The sequence below is a fragment of the Deltaproteobacteria bacterium genome (genome assembly GCA_026388545.1).
GTDB lineage: Bacteria > Desulfobacterota > Syntrophia > Syntrophales > UBA2185 > JAPLJS01.
The window spans coordinates 1-21747 of the sequence record JAPLJS010000114.1; the positions used below are offsets into that span (position 1 = coordinate 1).

The window sequence follows — 21747 nt, forward strand, 5'->3', positions numbered from 1 at the left end:
TACCGTAGAGTATCAAAAACGACTTAGTGAGCGGGTAAAAGAGCTTACGGGAGGGATGGTACTCGATGATCTGCGATTATGCCAGGAGGTAGCCATCATGGCTGAAAAAAGTGATATAACGGAGGAGATTGTCCGTTTTAAGAGCCATATACATCAGTTTGGGGATCTATTAAAGAGTATTGATGCCGCCGGAAGGAACATTGACTTCATAATTCAGGAGATGATCAGAGAGATTAATACAATAGGTTCCAAAAGCAGTGATGCGGATATATCCCGCAAGGTCATTGAGATCAAAAGTGAGCTTGCCAGAATAAGAGAACAGGTACAGAACATTGAATAAAAGCGATTTCAAGGATTCGGACGGATTGTACATTGTTGTTTCTGCACCTTCAGGTACCGGTAAGACTTCTATTTTGCGAGAGGTCTTAAAAATGTGCCCGAATATGCTTTTTTCCGTTTCCTATACTACCAGGCTTCCCCGTCCCGGAGAGGAGGACGGAAAGGATTATTATTTTATTTCCGATGAGGCGTTTAGAGACCGAATAACTCAGGGAGAATTTGCTGAGTGGGAAGAATATTCCGGCAACCTTTACGGGACATCGGCGAAAACAATGAAGGCGTTTTTAGAGAAGGGCCTTGATCTTATCCTGGATGTTGAGACGCGAGGTGCAAAGGCATTAAAAAACAAATACTCGGGCGGAGTATTTGTTTTTATCCTGCCCCCATCGATAGGGGAGTTAAAAAAAAGGTTGAACAAAAGAGGGTTTGAAAGCGAACAAATGATGAATAAACGCACGGATAAGGCTTTAGATGAAATAAAGGAAAGTATATGGTATGATTATGTGATTTTTAATGATCGAATAGAGACTGCCATTGATACTCTAAGGGCAATATATGTGGCAGAAAAAAGTAGAAGGGAAAGATCAGCAAATAAAATAAAGTGTTTTCTTGTATGAGGAGGTTATTGAATATATGGCAAGGATTACTGTTGAAGATTCATTGAAGGCGGCTAAAAACAGATTTGCTCTGGTTGTGCTGACGGCAAGAAGGACAAGACAATTATTGAAGGGTGTGAAACCTCTGACGGATACTAAAAATAACAGGGAAATCGTATCAGCCCTCAGAGAAATAGCCGCCGGAAAAGTGACGTATGTCAATCCTGAATATTTACAGGGCATCAAAATTGATTATAAACCCATCTTGGATGATACTGAATTTATTGATGATGATGAAGAGTACCTTGAATAGAAATCCACGGGAGATGCTTATTTTTGCCCTTGACGTTGGGGAAGGGATAGAAGAAGCAACTTCGTGGGTCGAACGCCTCAGGGATCATGTAGGAATATTTAAGGTAGGCAAGGAATCCTTTACCCGACATGGTCCCCGTATCCTAGAAATGATACGGGATAGAGGCAAGAAAGTCTTTCTTGATCTGAAGTTTCATGACATTCCGAATACAGTCGCTGGAGCCGCTGTCGGGGCTGTAGAGCACGGGGTTTACATGTTTAACGTTCATGCCCTCGGCGGGAGAGAGATGATGGAGGGAACCGTTGCCGCTGTCAATCGGGTAGTGCAAGAAAGCGGCTTGTCCATGCCCATAATCCTTGCTGTAACCGTATTAACGAGTTTGAACGACGGGGATCTCAAGCAGATGGGATTTAACTGCTCAGCGGGTGAACTTACATTCCATCTTGCAAAAATTGCACAGGAGTCCGGCGTTTCCGGTGTAGTAGCATCGGCCCGTGATATTGATACTATTCGGAGTACCTGTGGACGTGATTTTATCATTGTAACACCTGGTATGAGAGAGGCGACAGCGGCGGATGATGATCAGAAAAGGACATCTACAGTCAAAAATGCCATAATGCGGGGCGCTGATTACATTGTTGTCGGCAGACCCATCAGGAACGCCGCGGATCCGGTTCATAAGGTCGAAGAGATTGTAAACGAGATCACCGAAGGTCTTGCAATGCGAGAAAAAGTAGTATAATATCATAGCGCTTTTAATCAAAAAGCTCATTGTCATATTCAGGGTTCCTTAAAACGGAGATTAATGGAGCGAGAGTGTGCAGCTAATCTTTGGTATTAATCCCCTGCTGGAGGCTCTCAAGAGTCAGAATGGGAGGATTAAGAAAATCGTTATTGCCCAAGGAAGGGGAGGAGAGGCTGTTCAGAAAATTCTGAATCTCGCGACACTGAGGGGGATTCCTATAGAGTTCAGAGAAAGGGGCTATTTAGACAGACAGGCGCCTCAGAAAGTTCATCAGGGTGTTTTTGGTCTTTGTGAAACCTTTGATTATTCCAGCGTGGATGACATTATTGCAAATCGCCGTGACGATTTTAAAAAAAATTTGATCCTCATTCTCGATAGTATTACCGATCCTCAAAACCTGGGCTCCCTGATAAGGACAGCTCATTGTTGCGGGGCTAATGGAGTTATTATACCTGAGAATCGTTCGGCATCTGTAACAGCATCTGTGATGAAAGCATCCGCAGGGGCTGCCCACCATATACCCGTTGCTGTGGTGGTAAACTTGTCTAATACTCTTCTCTATTTGAAAGAAAAAGGGTTCTGGATATACGGTACGGATCCTGTATCAGGTAAATACGTTAGTACCCTTGATTATGAGGGTCATATCGGCCTTGTGATGGGGAGCGAGGGAAAGGGTATGAGGCCACTCATCAAAAAAAAATGTGATTTTCTTCTTTCGATTCCCATAATGGGCAAAATAGACTCACTAAATGTTTCGGTAGCGGCGGGAATTATCCTTTATGAGATATTGAGAGCGTGGGGAAAAGTTTAAGGGTTTGAAGGAGGAATGGATGTTATGGCGGTGTTCATATGGGAAGCAGCGACAAAAAGGGGTGAGGTAAAAAAAGGAGAGATGGATGCTGCTGATGAGTCTGTAGTCAGGGGATTTCTTCGTCGGCAGGGTTTCAAATCGATCACCGTAAAGAAAAAGCCAAAGGATATTAAGGAATATCTGCCCTTTCTCAAACAGAGGGTTAAGCAGAAGGACGTTGTTGTCTTTGCTCGAATATTTTCCACCATGATCAATGCAGGTCTTCCCCTTATCCAGTGTCTCGATTTATTGGCCCAACAGGAGCAGAACAAGACCTTTGCTAACATCATAACATCAGTAAAGGAAGATATTGAAGGTGGCTCGACCTTGCACGATGCCTTGAATAAGCACCCTGCGGTCTTTGATGAACTTTTTGTCAATCTTGTTGCTGCGGGGGAAAGTGGCGGTATTCTTGACGTTGTTCTCAATCGTCTTTCAAATTATATGGAAAAAGCTATGAAATTAAAGAGCAAGGTCAAGGGTGCGATGACCTACCCTGCCAGCGTACTCGTTATCTCCATAGCTGTCGTTGCACTTCTGTTGATGAAGGTTATTCCTGTTTTTAAGAAGATGTTTGAAGGCATGGGCGGTGAATTACCGGGTCCCACACAATTTCTTGTCAATGCAAGCGAATTTATGCAAAGTTATTTCCTTATTATGCTTGCCGGTGTTGCCTTGGCTATATATGCATTCCGAAGATTTTACCTCACGGAAAAGGGGAGGTTCACCGTTGATGCTCTTGTGTTGAAGTCACCGGTATTCGGACCGTTGCTTAAGAAAGTTGCTGTGGCGAAATTTACGCGAACCCTTTCAACTATGATGGGAAGTGGTGTTCCGATTCTCGAGGGACTTAATATTGTTAGTAAAACCGCTGGAAATGTAATTGTAGAAAACGCTATAATGAAAACAAGACAGAGTATCAGCGAGGGAAGAACCATTGCAGAACCCCTTGCGGAAACTAAAATCTTTCCTTCCATGGTGGTTCAGATGATCGCCGTTGGTGAAGCTACAGGCGCCCTCGATGCGATGCTGGAAAAAATTGCGGATTTTTATGATGATGAGGTGGACGTGGCGGTGGAAGCCATGACTGCCTTGCTTGAACCGTTTATGATGGTTTTTCTCGGGGGAGTTGTGGGAGGAATGATCATTGCGATGTACCTTCCGATCTTTAAGATGGCTTCAGTGGTCGGTGGTTAAGAACATCGCCCGCCGCAGGAGGGATTGATAATGGTCGGGATGGCGCGATTTGAACGCGCGACTCCTGCGTCCCGAACGCAGTGCCCTACCGGACTGGGCCACATCCCGACATTTGGCGAACGATATATAATTTACCTGCAAATGTCCATAATTATTTTTTGTGAAGTTTTTGTCGAATTGGGGGGAACATAACCCTTGATAATATATGATCTAAAATGTGAAAAGAACCATAAGTTTGAGGGATGGTTTAAGGACAGACATGCATTTGAAAACCAGAAGTCACAAAAGCATATAAACTGTCCCGTTTGCGGAAGTTTTGATATAGCGATGGTACCCTCTACAATTTCCATCATGGGAAGAGACATCAAGACATCGAACAGAAAAAACGTCGAGGAATTATCACTGCCGAAGGCCCTACAATTATTTCATGAATACATCAATAAGCATTTCGATGACGTCGGCGACAAATTTGCCGAGGCAGCCATGAAGATACATCATGGAGAGGAAGAAAAGAGAAATCTCAGAGGGACCACAACGGAAAGTGAAGAAGAAACCCTGAAGGAAGAAGGTGTTCAATTCTTCAAGATTCCCGTGCCCAAACTTGACAGTTAAGGTGTTGAATGATCTTTGATGATTTTGTAAAAAAAAGTTGTAAACCGGTTGAATAATGGCGGTTTGGTGAAAAGCCCCGAGGCAAGATGGGTGAGTCCTGAGCAATTGAGTGGACAGCGACGTAAGCTGAAGTGGCAAAGGATGCAGCATAACTCAGGCGGGCGCCTGCCCATGCGAAGGCAGGGGGACTTATTACGAAGCCGTCATCTTTTACGTTGTAAAATCTGCCATATCTATCCATTTGTTTGTATCAGTTAGTTTAATCATGAAAAGAATATATAAGAGCATTATAGATACTATCGGGAATACCCCCCTCGTAGAAATCCGCAGGCTGAATCCAAACGAGAAGGTTAAAATTTATGCAAAACTTGAGAGTTTCAATCCTGGTGGGTCTATAAAAGATAGAATAGCACTTTATATGATCAACAGGGCCGAAGAGAGGGGTGAGTTGTCGAAGGACAAGATCATCCTGGAGGCCACCAGTGGCAATACAGGTATCGGCCTTGCGCTTATTGCTGCTGCAAAGGGTTACAGGCTGTGTTTGGCCATGTCTGAGTCGGCCAGTGAAGAGAGGAAGAAAATCCTTAAGGCCATGGGCGCAGAACTATACTTTACCCCGGCGAGCCTCGGTACAGACGGCGCCATTGAGGTGGCATATAACATGATGCTGCAGAATCCGGGAAAGTATTTTGGGACCGACCAGTTTAATAATCCCGATAATATGTTGGCTCATTATTATGGTACCGGTGAAGAAATCTGGCAACAGACTGGCGGGGCTGTGACGATGGTAGTGGCAACCCTCGGGACGACAGGTACCGCTATGGGGATTTCGAAGCGGCTAAAAGAATATAATCCTGATATTAGAATTGTCGGGGTCGAGCCCTACCTGAAGCACAAAATTCAGGGGTTAAAGAATATGAAGGAATCCTACCGGCCGGGTATTTATGATAAAAACCAGCTGGATGAGAAGATCAATATCCTCGACGAAGACGCATTTGAAATGGCAAGGAGACTTACCCGGGAAGAGGGTATCCTGGTTGGGATGAGTTCCGGTGCTGCCATGCATGTAGCTATCCGGAAAGCCAGGGAGATGGAAGATGGAATCATTGTTGTGATATTACCTGATGGAGGAGAGCGGTATCTCAGTACCGAACTCTTTACCGATAAGGAACAATCTACACTGCGTCTGTATAATACATCGACGAGAGAAAAGGAATTCTTCAAACCAATCAATCCGGAAGAAATCCTGATGCACTCGTGTGGACCTACCGTTCATGAAGTTCCCCACATAGGGAACTATCGCCGTTTTGTTGTTTCTGACATGATCCGACGCTACCTTGAGTTTAAAGAATATAAAGTCAGGCATGTAATGAACATCATTGATTTGGATGACAGGTCCATCAAGGAAGCTGAACGGGCCAATATGGAACTGCCCCTGTATACGGAAAGGTGTACAACGGAATTTCTTCGCGATATCAAAAAGTTGAATATTAAAGAGGAAGATGCTTATCCACGGGCCAGTGAAAATATCGAGGCCATGGTAAAGCTTGTTGAGAAACTCGTGGAAAAGGGTCATGCCTATGAAAAATTGAGGTCTGTTTACTTTGATATATCAAAAATCGATGACTACGGTTGCCTGTCCAACATTGACCTGAAAAAAGTTAAGTCCGGCAAGACGATTGATTTGGATGATTATGAAAAAGACAGCCCTGTGGATTTTACACTTCTCAAAAGATCTACGTTGAATGAATTAAAGAGGGGAATTTATGTCAAAACCCGTTGGGGAAATGTAAGACCGAGCTGGCACCTCGAATGTGCAGCTATTTCCCTTAAATATTTATCTGATACTTTTGATATCCATGCGAGCGGAACTGATGTCGTCTTTCCGCACTGTGAAAATGTAATGGCAATAGGGAGGGCTGCAACGGGGAAACGATTAGCCAACTACTGGATCAATACGGAATTGGTTATGGTGGGTGGCAAGAAAATGTCCCGCTCTTTGAACAATGCAGAGACTATAGAAGATATGGAGCAGAAGGGATATGGCGGTAAAGAAATCAGATTTTTTCTCTTGAACACTCATTACCGCAAGCCTCTCAATTTTTCTTTTGGCGCCCTGGAGACATCAAAAAATACCGTGAGAAAGTTGGATAGATTTATTCAAAGGCTGATCCGTTTTGCCCCCGGAAGCGGATATCCCGACGCTGATCAACTTATATATGACGTTAAACAAGGATTTTCCTCTGCCATGGATGATGATTTTAATATATCCGGAGCACTGGCTTCTCTTTTTGAATTTGTGGGAAAGATCAGCCCCTCTGTCTCTCAGGGGCTATTGAGTGAAAAGGAAAGGGATAATGTGCTCGACATAATGAAAAATATTGACACTGTGCTCGGTGTTATGAATTTTACGGAGGAGACATTGAGCGAAGAGGCATTACTGCTTCTGGAGGAAAGAAAAGTTTTGAGAAATGCCGGCAATTGGAAAACTTCCGACGAGATCAGGGAAAAGCTCCTTGATTTGGGAATTGAGGTTTCAGATACCGCACAAGGAATGACATGGAGATTGAAATAGATTTTGCGTTTATCTGAAACTCAATCGCCGGTAGATCATTGGGGATATATGCCGGCAGTCGATAACTGACAGGATTGAAAGGAGGGGTGTCGTGGATAAAGACATTAGAAAGTCAGTTATTGCCGGGACCTGGTATCCTGGCAGTCCAAAGATTTTACGGGCGGACATTGAAAACTATTTTCATAATGTACCTGATGGGAAAATAGACGGAAGGATTATAGGTCTTATTGTTCCCCATGCGGGTTATGTTTATTCAGGCCAGATTGCCGCACATGCATATAAAATCATAAGGGGAGAAGACTTTGATGCGGTTATCGTTGTGGGACCGAGCCATAGAACATTTTTCCACGGTGTTTCCATATATAACAGGGGTGGATATGAAACACCATTGGGTGTTGTTCCTGTAGATGTGGCATTAGCGAACGATATAATGGCTCAGAGTGAAATGATCTCCTCCATGCCTGCTGCTCATTATCAGGAACATTCCCTTGAGATACAGATTCCCTTTCTCCAGGTTGCCCTCGGAGAATTTCGCCTCGTTCCTCTTGTCATGGGGGAGCAGGACCATCAAACCTGCGAGAACCTCGCCAAGAGCATCTTCAGTGCTATTGGTGATCGGAAAGTCCTTATTGTGGGAAGCTCCGATCTTTCACATTTCCATTCTTATGAGAAGGCAGTGAAACTTGATTCTGTCGTGCTGAAGCACATAGAAAAGATGGATGGCAGGGGGCTCTTGAAAGATCTGGAAAATAATACATGTGAGGCCTGTGGCGGTGGACCGGCTGTTGTAACCATGATGGTTTCAGAAAAATTAGGTGCAAATAGGGCAAAACTTTTGAAATATGCTCATTCAGGGGATGTGACGGGAGATACAAGAAGCGTTGTAGGGTATGCTTCTGCAGTTTTTTATAAGATCCACACATCATAGGGCATATTAATGAAGAGATATGTCGGGGAGGGAACTGTTATGGTGCTGACGGAGGTGGAAAAGAAGACACTTATTGATATTGTAAAAGCAACAATAGAATGCAAACTAACGGGCAAGAATATTCCCGAGTTTCATATTGCTTCGGAAATTCTGAAGGAAAAGAAGGGGGCATTTGTAACGCTTAAGAAACGTGGACACCTCAGAGGCTGTATCGGTTATATCGAGGCAAGAAAAGCCCTTTACAAAACTGTGGCAGAAATGGCAATAGCAGCAGCCTTCAATGATCCACGATTTCCTCCTCTAAGCGCTGACGAGGTAAAAGATGTAACTCTTGAGATATCCGTTCTCAGCCCACTGAAAGAAATAAAGGATATCAAGGAAATAGAAGTAGGTGTCCACGGCCTTTACATTACGAAAGGCTTTCATTCCGGCCTTCTCCTTCCTCAGGTGGCAGCTGAACATAAATGGGATAAATTGACTTTTCTCGAGGAAACCTGTTATAAGGCCGGGCTTCATCCGGATGCATGGAAAGATAATGATACAAAAATATTCATATTTTCCGCAGATGTTTTTGATCAGCATTCATTGATTTCGTAAATTAATAGTAATTATGACGAGGAACATTTATTTCATTGCATAAAATGATAATGGGGGAAGAAATTGACCGGGAGCGTATCCCGGAAGCCCCGGTATGACTTCGGGGAGTTTTACAAATTTATGAATATATGAGCTTTGCAAGAAAGAGGTTATCGTAGCTCAAAGACTTTTTTCCTATCAGAAAAACTTATGCACAACTTTCACTATAAAAAATGAAATAAAAAAATCTATTGACAAATTATATTATTAAAATTAAAATTAGCAGTTCGTGTTATGGAAGGTGTACGGTTCTTTTGTCAGGGACATAGTAAATTTGAGATTCTGGCTAGTAAGTCTGCTGGCGTAGCTCAACAGGTAGAGCAGCTGATTTGTAATCAGCAGGTTGCGGGTTCGAGTCCCATCGCCAGCTCCAGCTTTTGATGATATTATATGGAGGGGTGCCCGAGCGGCCAATGGGAGCAGACTGTAAATCTGCCGGCGAAGCCTACGGAGGTTCGAATCCTCCCCCCTCCACCAGAATATTGTATCGAAAAGTAATCTATCTATGAATGATAGACTTCAGGATCTTGTTTCAATGAGCGGGAATAGCTCAGGGGCTAGAGCGTCAGCCTTCCAAGCTGAGGGTCGCGGGTTCGAATCCCGTTTCCCGCTCCATAGTTTAATTTACTGCCTAAATCTCCCTATGTGCTTAGCTTTTAAACAATAGTGATCGATTGGCAGAGATTAAGACATGTGACTAGAGTATTGGTGGCTGTTATTAACAACATGTTGGCCCACGTAGCTCAGTCGGTAGAGCACATCCTTGGTAAGGATGAGGTCACCAGTTCAATCCTGGTCGTGGGCTCCATTACGGTGGAAGTAGGTTAATCATGAGAAATATCATTACCTTGGCCTGTACGGAATGTAAGCAAAGAAATTATACTACGACGAAAAATAAGCGTACCATGCAAAATCGTCTTGAATTAAAAAAATATTGTAAGTTTTGTCGGGCTCATAAGATTCACAGAGAGACAAAATAAAATTCTTTATTTTATATAAAGAATATGCAGCCAAACGAACAGGCCAGTAGCTCTAATGGATAGAGCGCCGGACTCCAAATCCGGATGCTGGGGGTTCAAGTCCCTCCTGGCCTGCCATTTTTTTTATTCATGATCAAATAGGGATTGCATTGATGGATAGAATAAAATTAATTACAGAAAAAATAATACGCTTTTTAAAAGAAGCAAAAATTGAATTGAAAAAAGTGACATGGCCGACTCCCAGGCAAACCCTTGCTTCCACATCGGTAGTGATCATTGTTGTGATAATTGTGTCCATATATCTCGGTATCGTAGATTTCGGAGTGGCCAAAGCAATAAGGCTGGTTTTAGGTTAAAAAATATGGCTAAATGGTATGTCGTTCATACGTATTCCGGATTTGAGAACAGAGTTAAACTCTCCCTTCAGGAAAGGATAGAAGCATCGGGAATGCAAGAGTACTTTTCCGATATTCTTATTCCGGAAGAAGATATCGTTGAACTGGTTTCTGGTGAGAAGAAGACATCCAAAAGGAAGTTCTTCCCTGGCTACATCCTCGTTAAAATGGAAATGAATGACGATACATGGCATATCGTCAAGGGGACACCCAAGGTGACAGGATTTATCGGAGGTAAGGATAAACCATCACCAATTCCTGATAAAGATGTCGAAAACCTGAAGACCAGGATTAATGAAGGAACCTTAAAACCCAAACCAAAATTCAGGTTTGAAGTAGGGGATCATGTAAGGATAATAGATGGTCCGTTTACAAACTTTGATGGGGTTGTCGATGAGGTTAAACCGGAGAAGGGGAAATTAAGGGTTATTGTTAGTATATTTGGCAGGTCAACACCGGTTGAACTGGATTTTATCCAGGTTGTTCAAAATTGATAAAAAAACGGGTTACGAATAAAAAAATGTAATTAGGGTGATCACAATGGCAAAAAAGGTTATAGCGAATATAAAACTTCAGATTAAGGCAGGAAAAGCAACTCCATCACCTCCAATAGGGCCTGCGCTGGGTCAGCACGGGGTTAATATAATGGAGTTCTGTAAGGCATACAATGCCATGACACAAAACCAGGAAGGGATGGTTATCCCTGTCGTTATAACGGTATATGCTGATCGGTCATTTACCTTTGTTACCAAAACTCCACCGGCTTCCGTGCTTCTCAAACAGGCTGCCAAGATTGCAAAAGGTTCTGGAGATCCACGGCGAGAGAAGGTTGGTACGGTAACGGCTCGGCAGGTGAGGGAAATTGCTGAATTAAAATATAATGATCTCAATGCCGTTGATATGGGGGGAGCAATTAAAATCATTGAGGGAACAGCACGGTCGATGGGAATTGAAATAGCGGGATAAATTAATGTGGGATGTTTCCAATAAGTCCACTCTGCGGTGACAAGTGTGAAACTTAACATTTTCCCTCACGGGAAGCCCAGTACTATGAGAGGGTAGTGTCAATTAGGGGTTTTTAACATGGTTGAAAGAGGCAAAATTTTTACAGAAGCAAAAAAGAAGGTTGAGTCGGGGAAGCGATATGCTCTAAAGGATGCGGTAGAAATACTTGTAAGCACGGCGAGAACTAAATTTGACGAAACCGTCGATGCAGCAATCCGGCTGGGTGTGAATCCTCAGCATGCTGACCAGATGGTCAGAGGGAGTGTTGTCCTGCCGAATGGATTGGGAAAAACAGTCAGAGTGTTGGTTTTTGCAAAAGGAGAAAAAGAAAAAGAGGCACTCGATGCAGGGGCAGATGTGGTCGGTTCCGACGATATCATTGAAAAGATAAAAGGAGGATGGCTAGACTTTGATCGGGTAATTGCTACACCGGACATGATGGGCAATGTTGGAAAACTGGGGAAGATTTTGGGGCCCCGCGGATTGATGCCCAATCCCAAAGTTGGTACAGTCACTTTCGATGTGGCAAGGGCTGTTAATGAACTAAAAGCCGGCAAGGTCGAATTTCGCGTGGAAAAAGCAGGCATCGTCCACTCACCCGTTGGAAAGGTTTCATTCGGAGCTGATAAATTATGTGAAAATATTAGTGCCCTTTTGGAAGCCATTATAAAGCTGAAACCGGCATCGAGTAAGGGGACTTACCTTAAAGGAATATCGCTTTCCACAACCATGGGTCCGGGGGTAAAAGTTGATCCCTTAGAGGTCAGAAACATTTGATCTTAGTACTATATAAAAATTTCCGAATTAATCGGTAAAATATATTTTTAATATGTTGATTTGGAGAAATCGGAGGAGAGTTCCTTTAAAGAAAGATCTTACGTAAAGGTCTCAAGCATATAAACCTGTCCCTGCAGCTTTTAGGTGGGTACAGAATGGATATTTGATGATGCAATAAAAGTCTGAGACAGCAGGTAACAGGGGTTTAAACGATGTGAGTCGGCCTGCCGAGACCAATGGGTGCTTCAAGGCACCTTATCTATGGCCATGTACATCAAGTTTATCGAATTTTCCTGTATGATGCATAGTTCTCTGACTTTCAATAACATTCTTGCTTGTACAAAGGGATTGTAGTTTTAGAAAATCATAGGGTGAAAGGAGGTTAAGGATTGGATCGGAGAACTAAGGAGAAGGTTGTAGCTGAGCTTCATGAAAAACTTAAAGATACCAAGTTGGCTGTTCTTGCCGGTTATACTGGTATGAATGTTGAGAAGATGACTGCCTTGAGGAATGCTTTGCGCAAATCGGGTACCGAATTTCGGGTGGTAAAAAACACACTTCTTGAAATTGCATCGAAGAATACCGATTTTAGTGGGTTAGAAGAGTATTTCAAGGGACCCTTGGCTATTCTTATGAATCGTGGCGATGTGGTTGGGCCGACGAAGGTATTAGTAGAATTTGCCAAAAAGAACGCCGAACTGGAAATCAGGGTTGGTATGCTGAGTGGTAAGTTATTGAGCAAAGATCGGCTCAGTGCGCTGGCAGAATTGCCGGGTAGGGAAGTCCTTCTTGGGAAACTCCTTTCTGTTATGATTGGGGTTCAGACTTCACTCGTTAATGTATTAAGTGGGGTACCCAGAAGTTTTGTTTGTGTTCTCGACGCTTATCGAGCCAAAAAGGAATCAGGAAATTAAAATACAGGAGAGGAAAAAAATGGCCAGTCAGATTACAAAGGAAGATGTTGTAAAATTTATTGAAGGGATGACGGTTCTTGAGCTATCTGAGTTAGTAAAGGAACTGGAGGAAAGATTTGGTGTATCCGCAGCCGTACCTATGGCTGTGGCTCAAGTTTCAGCAGGCTCTGAACAGGCAGCCCCGGCAGAAGAGAAAACAGAATTCGATGCGATACTGACCGGGTATGGTGAGCAGAAAATTCAGGTGATCAAGGTTGTAAGGGCTCTCACCAGTTTGGGACTTAAAGAAGCCAAAGACCTGGTGGATGGTGTGCCAAAGCCGGTTAAAGAAGGTGTTTCGAAAGAAGAGGCGGCAGATATAAAGAAAAAAATAGAGGAAGTTGGAGGTACAGTGGAAATTAAGTAGAACGCAGGCGAGACTAAAAAGCTTTTATAAAAGTTTACGGTTGAGCCGATTGAAAGATTACCACTCTTAAGGTGATAAGAATAATTGATGATGTGATTGTAAGTATATGCTTTCGTAACACAAAAGGATACTATGAGCGAATTTAGAAAATATTTTGGCCGTATAAAAAAGATCCTGGAAATACCCAATCTGATAGATATCCAGAAGAAGTCCTACGAGAAATTTCTTCAGAAGGATATTCATCCATTGAAACGAGGCGCCTTTGGACTTCAGGGTGCATTCAGGAGCGTTTTCCCAATCTCTGACTTTAGCGGGAAATGTTCCCTCGAATTCGTAAGTTACAAGATTGGGAACGTGAGATATGACGTGAAGGAATGTATCCAAAAGGGTATGACCTATGCGGCGCCTCTGAAGATTGTGGTGAGGCTGGTTGTCTTTGATACCGATCGAGGTTCCGGGCATAAAACAATCCGGGATATCAAGGAACAGGAAATCTACTTCGGAGAAATCCCATTGATGACGGATAATGGTACCTTCATAATGAACGGTACGGAAAGGGTCATCGTCAGTCAGCTTCATAGATCGCCGGGTATATTCTTTGATCATGATAAAGGAAAAACTCTTGCCAGTGGGAAACTCATTTATTCGGCAAGGATTATACCAATAAGGGGTTCCTGGCTGGATTTTGAGTTTGATTCCAAAGACCTCCTCTATGTCAGGATTGACAGGCGTAGAAAGATGCCTGTGACGATCCTTTTTAAGGCTATGGGAAACTCTATGGATTCCCTCCTCAGTTATTTTTACAACATAGAGAAAGTGTTCATACAGGATAAAAAGATTTTTATTGTGGTGGAAGAATCCCTCATAGGAGAGAAAGCCCCGGAAGATGTCAAAGATCCTGGAACCGGTGAAGTGATAATTAAAAAGGCCAGAAAATTGACCAAAGGCCATATTAAAAAGATGGTCGAACTGAACATCAATCGGATACAGGTTAAGGACGACGATATCATTGGAAAAGTTCTTGCTTCAAATGTAATGGATCCGGAAACAGGCGAGGTATTACTCCGGTGTAATGAAGAATTAACGCTTGATGGTCTGGAGCGGGTGCGCGAAAAAGGGATTCAGGAACTTCAATTTATTTCCATCGATGAGGAAAGGGCCAATGCCTCCATCAGGGATACGCTCCTGATTGACAAGATTGAAAATGCCGAAGAGGCCATAATAGAGATATACAGAAGGCTACGACCAAGTAACCCTCCCACACCAGAGACGGCGCACAAGTTTTTCAACGGTCTCTTTTTTGATCCCACGAGTTACGACCTTTCCGATGTAGGAAGGGCAAAGATGAATTACAAGCTTCGCCTTGACACTCCCATAGATATGACGGTCCTGCGAAAGGAGGATATCCTGGCTGCCGTTAAATACCTGATTGATCTTAAAAACGGTTTCGGTGACTGCAGTGTCGATGATATTGATCATCTAGGTAACCGCAGAATCCGATCGGTGGGAGAACTTATTGAAAATCAATATAGAATAGGGTTGGTTAGAATTGAGAGGGCCATTAAGGAGAGAATGAGTCTCCAGGACATCGAAACTATGATGCCCCACGAGCTTATCAATGCCAAGCCGGTATCTGCTGTCGTAAATGAGTTTCTTGGGAGCAGTCAGCTTTCTCAGTTTATGGATCAGACAAATCCACTTTCCGAAATTACCCATAAGAGAAGGCTTTCCGCTCTTGGTCCTGGTGGTCTCACCCGTGAAAGAGCTGGATTCGAGGTCAGGGATGTGCACCCCACCCACTACGGTCGTATCTGCCCCGTTGAGACACCGGAGGGGCCTAATATTGGTCTTATTGTTTCTCTCAGCACATATGCAAGGGTGAATGCCTTTGGTTTTATAGAAACACCCTACAGGCTGGTTCGAGATGGGAAGGTCCTTGATGAAGTTCGTTATCTGACAGCTATTGAAGAAGAAAAGTCCATAATTGCACCGGCAGACATCCCCCTTGATGGAGAAGGAAGATTTATCGGAGAACTTGTTTCTGCAAGAAAGGGCAGTGATTTCATCTCTGTTCCACCAGCTGAGATCAATTTGATGGATGTATCGCCGGATCAGCTTGTCAGTGTTGCAGCTGCTTCAATTCCATTTTTGGAGCATGATGATGCCAACCGAGCTCTTATGGGGTCCAATATGCAGCGGCAGGCGGTTCCTCTCTTAAGACCTGAGGCGCCCCTTGTGGGTACAGGGATGGAGGCTATTGTTGCGAGGGATTCAGGCGCAGTCGTTTTGGCGAGACGGGCAGGAGTTGTTGAACACGTTGACGCTTCACGGATTGTGATCAAGTGTGATGGAGACGGGCAGGACGAAAGTGATACAGGTGTTGATATCTATAACCTTGTAAAATATCAACGTTCAAACCAGGATACGTGCTTTAACCAGAAGCCCATTATCAAAAAGGGAGATTGGGTCAATAAGCTTGACATTATCGCTGATGGTCCTGCTACCGATACCGGTGAGCTTGCATTAGGACGAAATGTAATGGTCGCTTTCATGTCTTGGGGAGGATACAACTATGAAGATTCCATACTGGTTAGTGAAAGGCTCATAAAAGATGATATCTATACGTCGATTCACATTGAAGAATTCGAGACCATGGCGAGGGACACGAAACTAGGAAAAGAGGAAATCACAAGAGATATTCCTAATGTAGGAGAGGAAGCCCTCAGAAATCTTGATGAAAGCGGGATTGTCAGGATGGGCGTGTTTGTAAAATCCGGGGATATTCTTGTTGGGAAGATCACTCCGAAAGGTGAGACTCAATTATCGCCGGAGGAAAAATTGCTTCGTGCAATATTTGGTGAAAAGGCAAGCGATGTAAGGGACACATCTCTCCGAGTTCCCCCTGGTGTTGAAGGTACCGTGATAGACGCTAAAGTATTTACCAGAAAAGGCGCCGAAAGAGACCACAGATCGCAATTTATTGAAGACGAAGCTATGAAGGATTTATGCAAAGACCGGGATGATGAAATCAGGATAATTACCGAAAGTGTGAAAAACAATATTGCCGGTATGCTTATTGGAAAGACGTCTGCATCGAAGCTGGTCGATCCGAAGAAGAAAAAGATATTATTGAAAAAAGGAGACGCTATTGAGGGGGATGACCTGGAGAAGATACCCTTTAGCTTCTGGAAGGAAATTTCGCTAGTCGATGGGGAGGCCACGGAAGAAAAAATAAACTCTCTCTTTGCAAATTATGAGAGAAAAAAAGAGATCGTTGAAGCGTATTTTGAAGAGAAAATCGATAAACTGAAAGCAGGTGATGAGCTTCCTCCCGGTGTGATCAAAATGGTAAAAGTTTATATTGCCATTAAGAGAGGGCTCTCCGTCGGTGACAAGATGGCTGGCCGCCACGGTAATAAGGGAGTATTGTCAAGGATACTTCCGGACGAAGATATGCCGTATTTTAAGGACGGAACACCCGTTGATATTATTTTAAATCCTCTGGGGGTTCCTTCACGTATGAATGTCGGGCAGCTTCTTGAGACACATTTAGGCTGGGCTGCCAAGGGTTTAGGTGAAAAAATCAGTGCTATGTTAGAAAAACATTACAGCACCGATAAGTTGAAACAAGAATTAAAAAACATCTATTCTTCCTCTGATTTTGATAGTTTTATCGATGGTTTATCCGAGGATAAGCTGAAAGCCTTTGTCCGTAAATTAAAAAGAGGTGTTCTGGTAGCTACTCCAGTTTTCGATGGTGCAGATGAAAGCGAAATCAGAAATATACTAAAAATGGTGGACCTTCCGGAAAATGGACAGACTATTCTTTTCGATGGGAGGACCGGTGAGCCTTTTAGTCAGGAGGTCACGGTCGGCATGATTTATATGTTGAAGCTCCACCACCTTGTGGATGACAAAATTCACGCTCGGTCAATAGGTCCTTATTCTTTAGTGACACAACAACCTCTTGGTGGAAAAGCACAATTTGGTGGTCAGAGACTTGGTGAAATGGAAGTATGGGCCATGGAAGCTTATGGAGCCGCTTATGCGCTACAGGAGTTCCTGACAGTTAAGTCCGATGACGTAGCAGGGAGAACGAGGATATACGAAGCTATTGTGAAGGGTGAGCATACATTTGAACCAGGGCTTCCAGAATCTTTCAATGTTCTTGTTAAGGAACTGCAGAGTCTCTGCCTTGATGTTGAATTGATTGAAGAAGAGTAACAATTGTCTCCCGCCGAAGGCGGGATAAAAGGAAAATATAATTAGATGGTACACTATTACTCGCCGGATGCGGGTGATAATAATCAGGAGATATAAATAGTGGAAGACATTTTCAGTTATTTTGAAAAACCGAAAGACCCCATCAGGTTTAGTGCAATTAAAATGTCAATTGCTTCGCCGGATAAGATCCTTTTGTGGTCCCATGGTGAGGTTAAAAAACCTGAGACGATCAATTACAGGACATTCAAGCCGGAAAGAGATGGGCTTTTTTGTGCAAAAATATTCGGTCCTGTAAAGGATTATGAGTGTCTCTGCGGCCGGTATAAGCGGATGAAATATCGAGGGGTTGTATGTGAAAAATGCGGTGTGGAAGTTATCCAGTCAAAAGTCCGTAGAGAAAGACTCGGTCATATTACTTTGGCAACACCGGTGGCTCACATCTGGTTTCTCAAGAGTCTTCCAAGCCGAATTGGAAATGTCCTCGATTTAAGCCTCAAAGAACTTGAAAAGGTCCTCTATTTTGAGTCTTGGATTGTTATAGATCCGAAGAATACACCGTTGAGGAAAAAGGAACTCCTTTCTGAGGAAGAGGTAAGTGAATTAAAAGAGCAGTATGGTGAAGATGCTTTTGAAGTTGGAATTGGAGCCGAAGCTGTCAGAAAACTTCTTGAAGAAATTGATTTGGTAAAAACCGATGAAGAACTCCGCGCGGAGTTAAAATCAACCATTTCTGATACCAAAAGGAAAAAGATTGTTAAAAGATTGAAGGTAATTGAATCCCTAAAAAAATCCAAGACAAACAGACCTGAATGGATGATTCTTACCGTCTTGCCTGTTATACCTCCAGATTTGCGACCGTTAGTGCCTTTGGATGGCGGTCGTTTTGCCACATCTGACCTCAATGATCTTTACAGGCGCGTAATAAACAGGAATAATCGTTTGAAACGATTGCAGGAATTAAATGCCCCGGAAATCATCGTTAGAAATGAGAAGAGAATGCTCCAGGAAGCGGTTGATGTCCTCTTTGATAATGGGAGAAGGGGGAGGGCCATTACCGGTTCCAATAAAAGGCCCCTCAGATCCCTCTCCGACATGTTAAAAGGAAAGCAGGGCAGATTTAGACAAAACCTCCTTGGGAAAAGGGTTGATTACTCAGGACGTTCCGTCATTACCGTGGGACCGGATCTCCGACTTCATCAGTGCGGTCTTCCGAAGAAGATGGCCTTGGAACTTTTTAAACCGTTCGTCTATAACCGCCTTGAAGCAAAGGGGTATGTGACGACTGTGAAAAGTGCAAAAAAGATGGTGGAAAGGGAAAGTGCGGAAGTATGGGATGCACTGGATGAGGTGGTTCGTGAATATCCAGTTATGCTGAACAGAGCCCCCACCCTGCACAGACTCGGCATTCAGGCATTTGAGCCGATTCTCATAGAGGGAAAGGCGATACAACTCCATCCTCTTGTATGTACTGCATTTAACGCCGATTTTGATGGCGACCAGATGGCTGTGCATGTTCCCCTGTCTATTGAGGCTCAGACAGAAGCCAGAGTCCTGATGATGTCAACGAATAACATCCTTTCTCCGGCAAGTGGGAAACCAATTATTAACCCCAGTCAGGATATTGTTCTCGGGATTTATTATTTAACGAGGGTCAGATCCGGTGTAAAAGGCGAGGGAATGATCTTTTCGGATCCTGAAGAGGTTCGCAGTGCCCTCGACGTGGATGCTGTTGATATTCACGCTAAGATAAAAGTTCGTATTGGGGGTGAACTGAAGGACACAACTGTTGGCAGAGTTGTTCTTTATGAGAGTATACCCAAAGAGATATCGTTTGATTTCATTAATAAATTGATGAATAAGAAAGAACTGGCAAATATCATTGACAATTGTTACAGGATGTGTGGCGCCAAAACAGCGGTGTTGCTGGCAGATCGACTGAAAGATTTAGGATTCAAATATGCTACGACTTCGGGGGCCTCGATTGCCATCCATAATATGGTTATTCCGGAGAATAAAAAAAATATTGTCGCTATGGCCGACGGGGAAGTCTTAAAAGTACAGAAACAGTATATGGATGGTCTTATCACGGATGGTGAACGTTACAATAAGGTTATCGATATATGGGCACAGGCGACAGAAAAGATTGCCGCTGAGATGATGATTGGTATCGGAGCGGAGGAAAGTGAAGACCCCTCCGGGATGAAGAGAAAGGGAGAAAGTTTAAATCCTATCTATATGATGGCCGATTCCGGTGCGAGAGGGAGTGCCGTTCAAATCAGGCAACTTGCAGGGATGAGGGGATTGATGGCCAAACCGTCAGGGGAAATTATTGAAACTCCGATCACGGCGAACTTCCGGGAAGGTCTTACTGTTCTTCAATATTTTATTTCTACCCATGGCGCCAGGAAAGGTCTTGCCGATACCGCCCTCAAAACTGCCAATTCAGGATATCTCACCAGAAGGCTTGTTGATGTAGCCCAGGATTGTATTATCAGTGAGATTAATTGCGGTACTATCGACGGTATTAATGTTTCTGCCCTTATGGAAGGTGGGGAGATTATCGAAACAGCGGGAGAGCGAGTTCTCGGTAGGGTTGCTCTTGAAGAGATAAGAGATCCCTTTACCGCTGAAATCCTCGTCCATGCAAACGAGGAAATTGATGAAGCCCTTGCAGAAAAAATTGATAGGGCCGGTATTGAAAGGGTAAACTTAAGATCCGTTCTGACATGTAAATCAAAGCATGGTGTCTGTGCTATGTGTTATGGGAGAGACTTGGCCCACGGTCATCGTGTCAATATTGGAGAGGCTGTAGGTATTATTGCCGCCCAATCCATCGGTGAACCTGGAACCCAGCTCACAATGAGAACATTTCATATTGGCGGTACTGCAAAGTTTGAGGAACAGTCTACCCTTGAAGCAAGGCATGATGGCACGATAAAGTATGTGAATCTCAATACAGTGAAAAGTCATGGGCAGGATCTTGTTGTCATGAACAGAAATGGAGAAATTCATGTTCTTGATGAACAGCAAAGGAGCCGCGGGAAATACACGGTCCCCTATGGGGCGCACCTTAAGGTCAAGGATGGCAGCAATGTAAAGAGGGGAGATTTGCTTGCTGAATGGGATCCTTTCTCCATACCGATACTTGCTGAGGTTGACGGTATTGTAAAGTATGGTGACATCATTGAGGGAAAGACCATGCAGGAGCAAGTTGATGAAGTAACCGGTCTTTCAAGAAAGGTGATCGTCGAATATAAGGGCGCTAATTTACGTACACGAGTTTCGATCAAAGACGAGAAAGGTAAGACAGCCAGGATTCCTGGTACGAATTCGGTGGCAAGGTATCTTTTGCCTGTAGGAGCCAATATTGTCGTTTCTGAGAATGATAAGGTCAAGGCAGGTGACAGTGTTGCGAAAATTCCAAGGGAAACCACGAAAACCAAGGATATAACGGGAGGTCTTCCCAGGGTGGCTGAACTATTTGAGGCTCGAAAGCCGAGGGAATTCGCAGTCATAAGCGAGATTGATGGTTCCGTATCATACGGCAAAGACGCGAAGGGAAAGAGAAAAATCGTTATTACCCCGGATGTGGGAGAAGAAAAGGAATATCTCATTCCTAAAGGCAAGCATGTCAGTGTCCAGGAGGGAGACAGGGTTCAGGCAGGTGAGGCCCTGATGGATGGTGTTCATAATCCTCATGATCTCCTTGCGATTAAAGGTGAAAAGGCATTGGCCCGGTACCTGGTGGATGAGGTGCAAGAGGTGTACAGGCTTCAGGGTGTGAAGATCAACGACAAGCACATGGAAATAATAGTACGCCAGATGTTGCGCAGGGTAAAAGTAAAAGATCCGGGCGATACATCGTTCATAGCCGATGAGCAGGTAGAGAGACATCGCTTCCAGGAAGAGAATGAGAAGGTCATTGCCAGAGCTGGAAGACCGGCTATCGGTGAACCCATGCTTCTGGGCATTACCAAGGCATCTCTGAGTACGCAGAGTTTCATATCCGCTGCATCCTTCCAGGAGACAACGCGTGTTCTTACAGAGGCTTCTCTTGCTGGAAAGATAGATTACTTAAGGGGGCTCAAGGAGAATGTCATAATGGGGAGACTGATACCGGCTGGTACTGGTCTTTCTATGTACAGGAAGCTGGGCATCAAAACAGTAGAAGATGAAAGTTCCCTCGAAGTGGAAAACCATGAATTGGATGAAAAATTAATTGAGAAAAAGCTTGACATCCAAGCTGCGAATTGAT

19 protein-coding genes and 6 tRNA genes are annotated in these 21747 nt (G+C 43.7%); 24 read left to right on the plus strand and 1 reads right to left on the minus strand.

Features of this window, described 5'->3' with window-relative positions; genetic code table 11:
* From NTW12_13900 to NTW12_13925, 6 genes are all read left to right on the plus strand, one after another.
* A partial coding sequence (locus NTW12_13900) for a DUF1732 domain-containing protein (protein ID MCX5847429.1) occupies positions 1-340 on the plus strand: 340 nt, incomplete at its 5' end.
* A gap of 25 nt (positions 341-365) precedes the next feature.
* Entirely contained in the window at positions 366-956 is a 591-nt protein-coding gene (gene gmk / locus NTW12_13905) for a guanylate kinase (GenBank protein MCX5847430.1), read from the plus strand.
* Between the two features lie 16 nt (positions 957-972).
* The gene (gene rpoZ / locus NTW12_13910) at positions 973-1248 is read left to right on the plus strand and encodes a DNA-directed RNA polymerase subunit omega (protein MCX5847431.1); all 276 of its coding nucleotides are present in this window, start codon (positions 973-975) and stop codon (positions 1246-1248) included.
* The gene (gene pyrF / locus NTW12_13915; protein MCX5847432.1) at positions 1226-1990 is read left to right on the plus strand and encodes an orotidine-5'-phosphate decarboxylase; all 765 of its coding nucleotides are present in this window, start codon (positions 1226-1228) and stop codon (positions 1988-1990) included. Before rpoZ ends, pyrF begins: the two co-directional genes overlap by 23 nt.
* Before the next feature lie 76 nt (positions 1991-2066).
* Positions 2067-2804, plus strand: coding sequence for a 23S rRNA (guanosine(2251)-2'-O)-methyltransferase RlmB (rlmB, locus tag NTW12_13920; GenBank protein MCX5847433.1), 738 nt, complete (start codon positions 2067-2069; stop codon positions 2802-2804).
* A 24-nt stretch (positions 2805-2828) separates the two neighbouring features.
* On the plus strand, positions 2829-4040 hold the full coding sequence (locus NTW12_13925) for a type II secretion system F family protein (GenBank protein MCX5847434.1): 1212 nt from the start codon (positions 2829-2831) through the stop codon (positions 4038-4040).
* 31 nt (positions 4041-4071) lie between these two features.
* On the opposite strand, the gene NTW12_13930 is transcribed toward NTW12_13925, so the two are convergent.
* Positions 4072-4148 (minus strand) — tRNA-Pro (locus NTW12_13930).
* A gap of 87 nt (positions 4149-4235) precedes the next feature.
* Between NTW12_13930 and NTW12_13935 the strand changes: the two genes are divergently transcribed.
* The 18 genes from NTW12_13935 (at position 4236) to rpoC (ending at position 21746) form a co-directional block, all read left to right on the plus strand.
* The gene (locus tag NTW12_13935; protein ID MCX5847435.1) at positions 4236-4652 is read left to right on the plus strand and encodes a DUF1178 family protein; all 417 of its coding nucleotides are present in this window, start codon (positions 4236-4238) and stop codon (positions 4650-4652) included.
* A gap of 265 nt (positions 4653-4917) precedes the next feature.
* The gene (cysS, locus tag NTW12_13940; protein ID MCX5847436.1) at positions 4918-7227 is read left to right on the plus strand and encodes a cysteine--tRNA ligase; all 2310 of its coding nucleotides are present in this window, start codon (positions 4918-4920) and stop codon (positions 7225-7227) included.
* 91 nt (positions 7228-7318) lie between these two features.
* Positions 7319-8155 (plus strand): AmmeMemoRadiSam system protein B, encoded by an 837-nt coding sequence (gene amrB / locus NTW12_13945; GenBank protein ID MCX5847437.1) that lies wholly within the window; start codon positions 7319-7321, stop codon positions 8153-8155.
* A 39-nt stretch (positions 8156-8194) separates the two neighbouring features.
* Positions 8195-8752, plus strand: coding sequence for an AmmeMemoRadiSam system protein A (gene amrA, locus NTW12_13950; GenBank protein ID MCX5847438.1), 558 nt, complete (start codon positions 8195-8197; stop codon positions 8750-8752).
* Between the two features lie 336 nt (positions 8753-9088).
* Positions 9089-9164, plus strand: a tRNA-Thr gene (locus NTW12_13955).
* 19 nt (positions 9165-9183) lie between these two features.
* Positions 9184-9268 (plus strand) — tRNA-Tyr (locus NTW12_13960).
* A 62-nt stretch (positions 9269-9330) separates the two neighbouring features.
* Positions 9331-9406: transfer RNA gene (locus NTW12_13965), tRNA-Gly, on the plus strand.
* Positions 9407-9523: 117 nt separating this feature from the next.
* A tRNA-Thr gene (locus NTW12_13970) sits at positions 9524-9599 on the plus strand.
* A gap of 22 nt (positions 9600-9621) precedes the next feature.
* Positions 9622-9771: a 50S ribosomal protein L33 gene (gene rpmG, locus NTW12_13975; protein MCX5847439.1), complete on the plus strand. Its 150-nt coding sequence runs from the start codon at positions 9622-9624 to the stop codon at positions 9769-9771.
* A 40-nt stretch (positions 9772-9811) separates the two neighbouring features.
* A tRNA-Trp gene (locus NTW12_13980) sits at positions 9812-9888 on the plus strand.
* A 35-nt stretch (positions 9889-9923) separates the two neighbouring features.
* The gene (gene secE, locus NTW12_13985) at positions 9924-10127 is read left to right on the plus strand and encodes a preprotein translocase subunit SecE (protein MCX5847440.1); all 204 of its coding nucleotides are present in this window, start codon (positions 9924-9926) and stop codon (positions 10125-10127) included.
* A 5-nt stretch (positions 10128-10132) separates the two neighbouring features.
* Positions 10133-10660: a transcription termination/antitermination protein NusG gene (gene nusG, locus NTW12_13990; protein MCX5847441.1), complete on the plus strand. Its 528-nt coding sequence runs from the start codon at positions 10133-10135 to the stop codon at positions 10658-10660.
* A gap of 46 nt (positions 10661-10706) precedes the next feature.
* Positions 10707-11132: a 50S ribosomal protein L11 gene (rplK, locus tag NTW12_13995; GenBank protein ID MCX5847442.1), complete on the plus strand. Its 426-nt coding sequence runs from the start codon at positions 10707-10709 to the stop codon at positions 11130-11132.
* Between the two features lie 117 nt (positions 11133-11249).
* The gene (rplA, locus tag NTW12_14000) at positions 11250-11948 is read left to right on the plus strand and encodes a 50S ribosomal protein L1 (GenBank protein MCX5847443.1); all 699 of its coding nucleotides are present in this window, start codon (positions 11250-11252) and stop codon (positions 11946-11948) included.
* A gap of 389 nt (positions 11949-12337) precedes the next feature.
* The gene (gene rplJ, locus NTW12_14005; protein ID MCX5847444.1) at positions 12338-12862 is read left to right on the plus strand and encodes a 50S ribosomal protein L10; all 525 of its coding nucleotides are present in this window, start codon (positions 12338-12340) and stop codon (positions 12860-12862) included.
* 19 nt (positions 12863-12881) lie between these two features.
* Positions 12882-13268, plus strand: a complete 387-nt coding sequence (gene rplL / locus NTW12_14010; GenBank protein MCX5847445.1) for a 50S ribosomal protein L7/L12 — start codon at positions 12882-12884, stop codon at positions 13266-13268.
* Between the two features lie 132 nt (positions 13269-13400).
* Positions 13401-17492 carry a DNA-directed RNA polymerase subunit beta gene (gene rpoB / locus NTW12_14015; protein MCX5847446.1) on the plus strand — a complete coding sequence of 1364 codons (4092 nt, stop codon included), beginning with the start codon at positions 13401-13403 and terminating at the stop codon, positions 17490-17492.
* 99 nt (positions 17493-17591) lie between these two features.
* A complete protein-coding gene (gene rpoC / locus NTW12_14020) occupies positions 17592-21746 on the plus strand; it encodes a DNA-directed RNA polymerase subunit beta' (GenBank protein ID MCX5847447.1) in 4155 nt (1384 codons plus the stop codon).
* Position 21747 lies beyond the last annotated feature (1 nt).

Bases quoted from the DNA above. Each gene is read 5' to 3' on its own strand.
- rpoZ (MCX5847431.1), top strand. From the start codon at position 973: ATGGCAAGGATTACTGTTGAAGATTCATTGAAGGCGGCTAAAAACAGA.
- pyrF (MCX5847432.1), top strand. From the start codon at position 1,226: ATGATGAAGAGTACCTTGAATAGAAATCCACGGGAGATGCTTATTTTT.
- NTW12_13925 (MCX5847434.1), top strand. From the start codon at position 2,829: ATGGCGGTGTTCATATGGGAAGCAGCGACAAAAAGGGGTGAGGTAAAA.
- cysS (MCX5847436.1), top strand. From the start codon at position 4,918: ATGAAAAGAATATATAAGAGCATTATAGATACTATCGGGAATACCCCC.
- amrA (MCX5847438.1), top strand. From the start codon at position 8,195: ATGGTGCTGACGGAGGTGGAAAAGAAGACACTTATTGATATTGTAAAA.
- rpmG (MCX5847439.1), top strand. From the start codon at position 9,622: ATGAGAAATATCATTACCTTGGCCTGTACGGAATGTAAGCAAAGAAAT.
- secE (MCX5847440.1), top strand. From the start codon at position 9,924: ATGGATAGAATAAAATTAATTACAGAAAAAATAATACGCTTTTTAAAA.
- nusG (MCX5847441.1), top strand. From the start codon at position 10,133: ATGGCTAAATGGTATGTCGTTCATACGTATTCCGGATTTGAGAACAGA.
- rplK (MCX5847442.1), top strand. From the start codon at position 10,707: ATGGCAAAAAAGGTTATAGCGAATATAAAACTTCAGATTAAGGCAGGA.
- rplA (MCX5847443.1), top strand. From the start codon at position 11,250: ATGGTTGAAAGAGGCAAAATTTTTACAGAAGCAAAAAAGAAGGTTGAG.
- rplL (MCX5847445.1), top strand. From the start codon at position 12,882: ATGGCCAGTCAGATTACAAAGGAAGATGTTGTAAAATTTATTGAAGGG.
- rpoB (MCX5847446.1), top strand. From the start codon at position 13,401: ATGAGCGAATTTAGAAAATATTTTGGCCGTATAAAAAAGATCCTGGAA.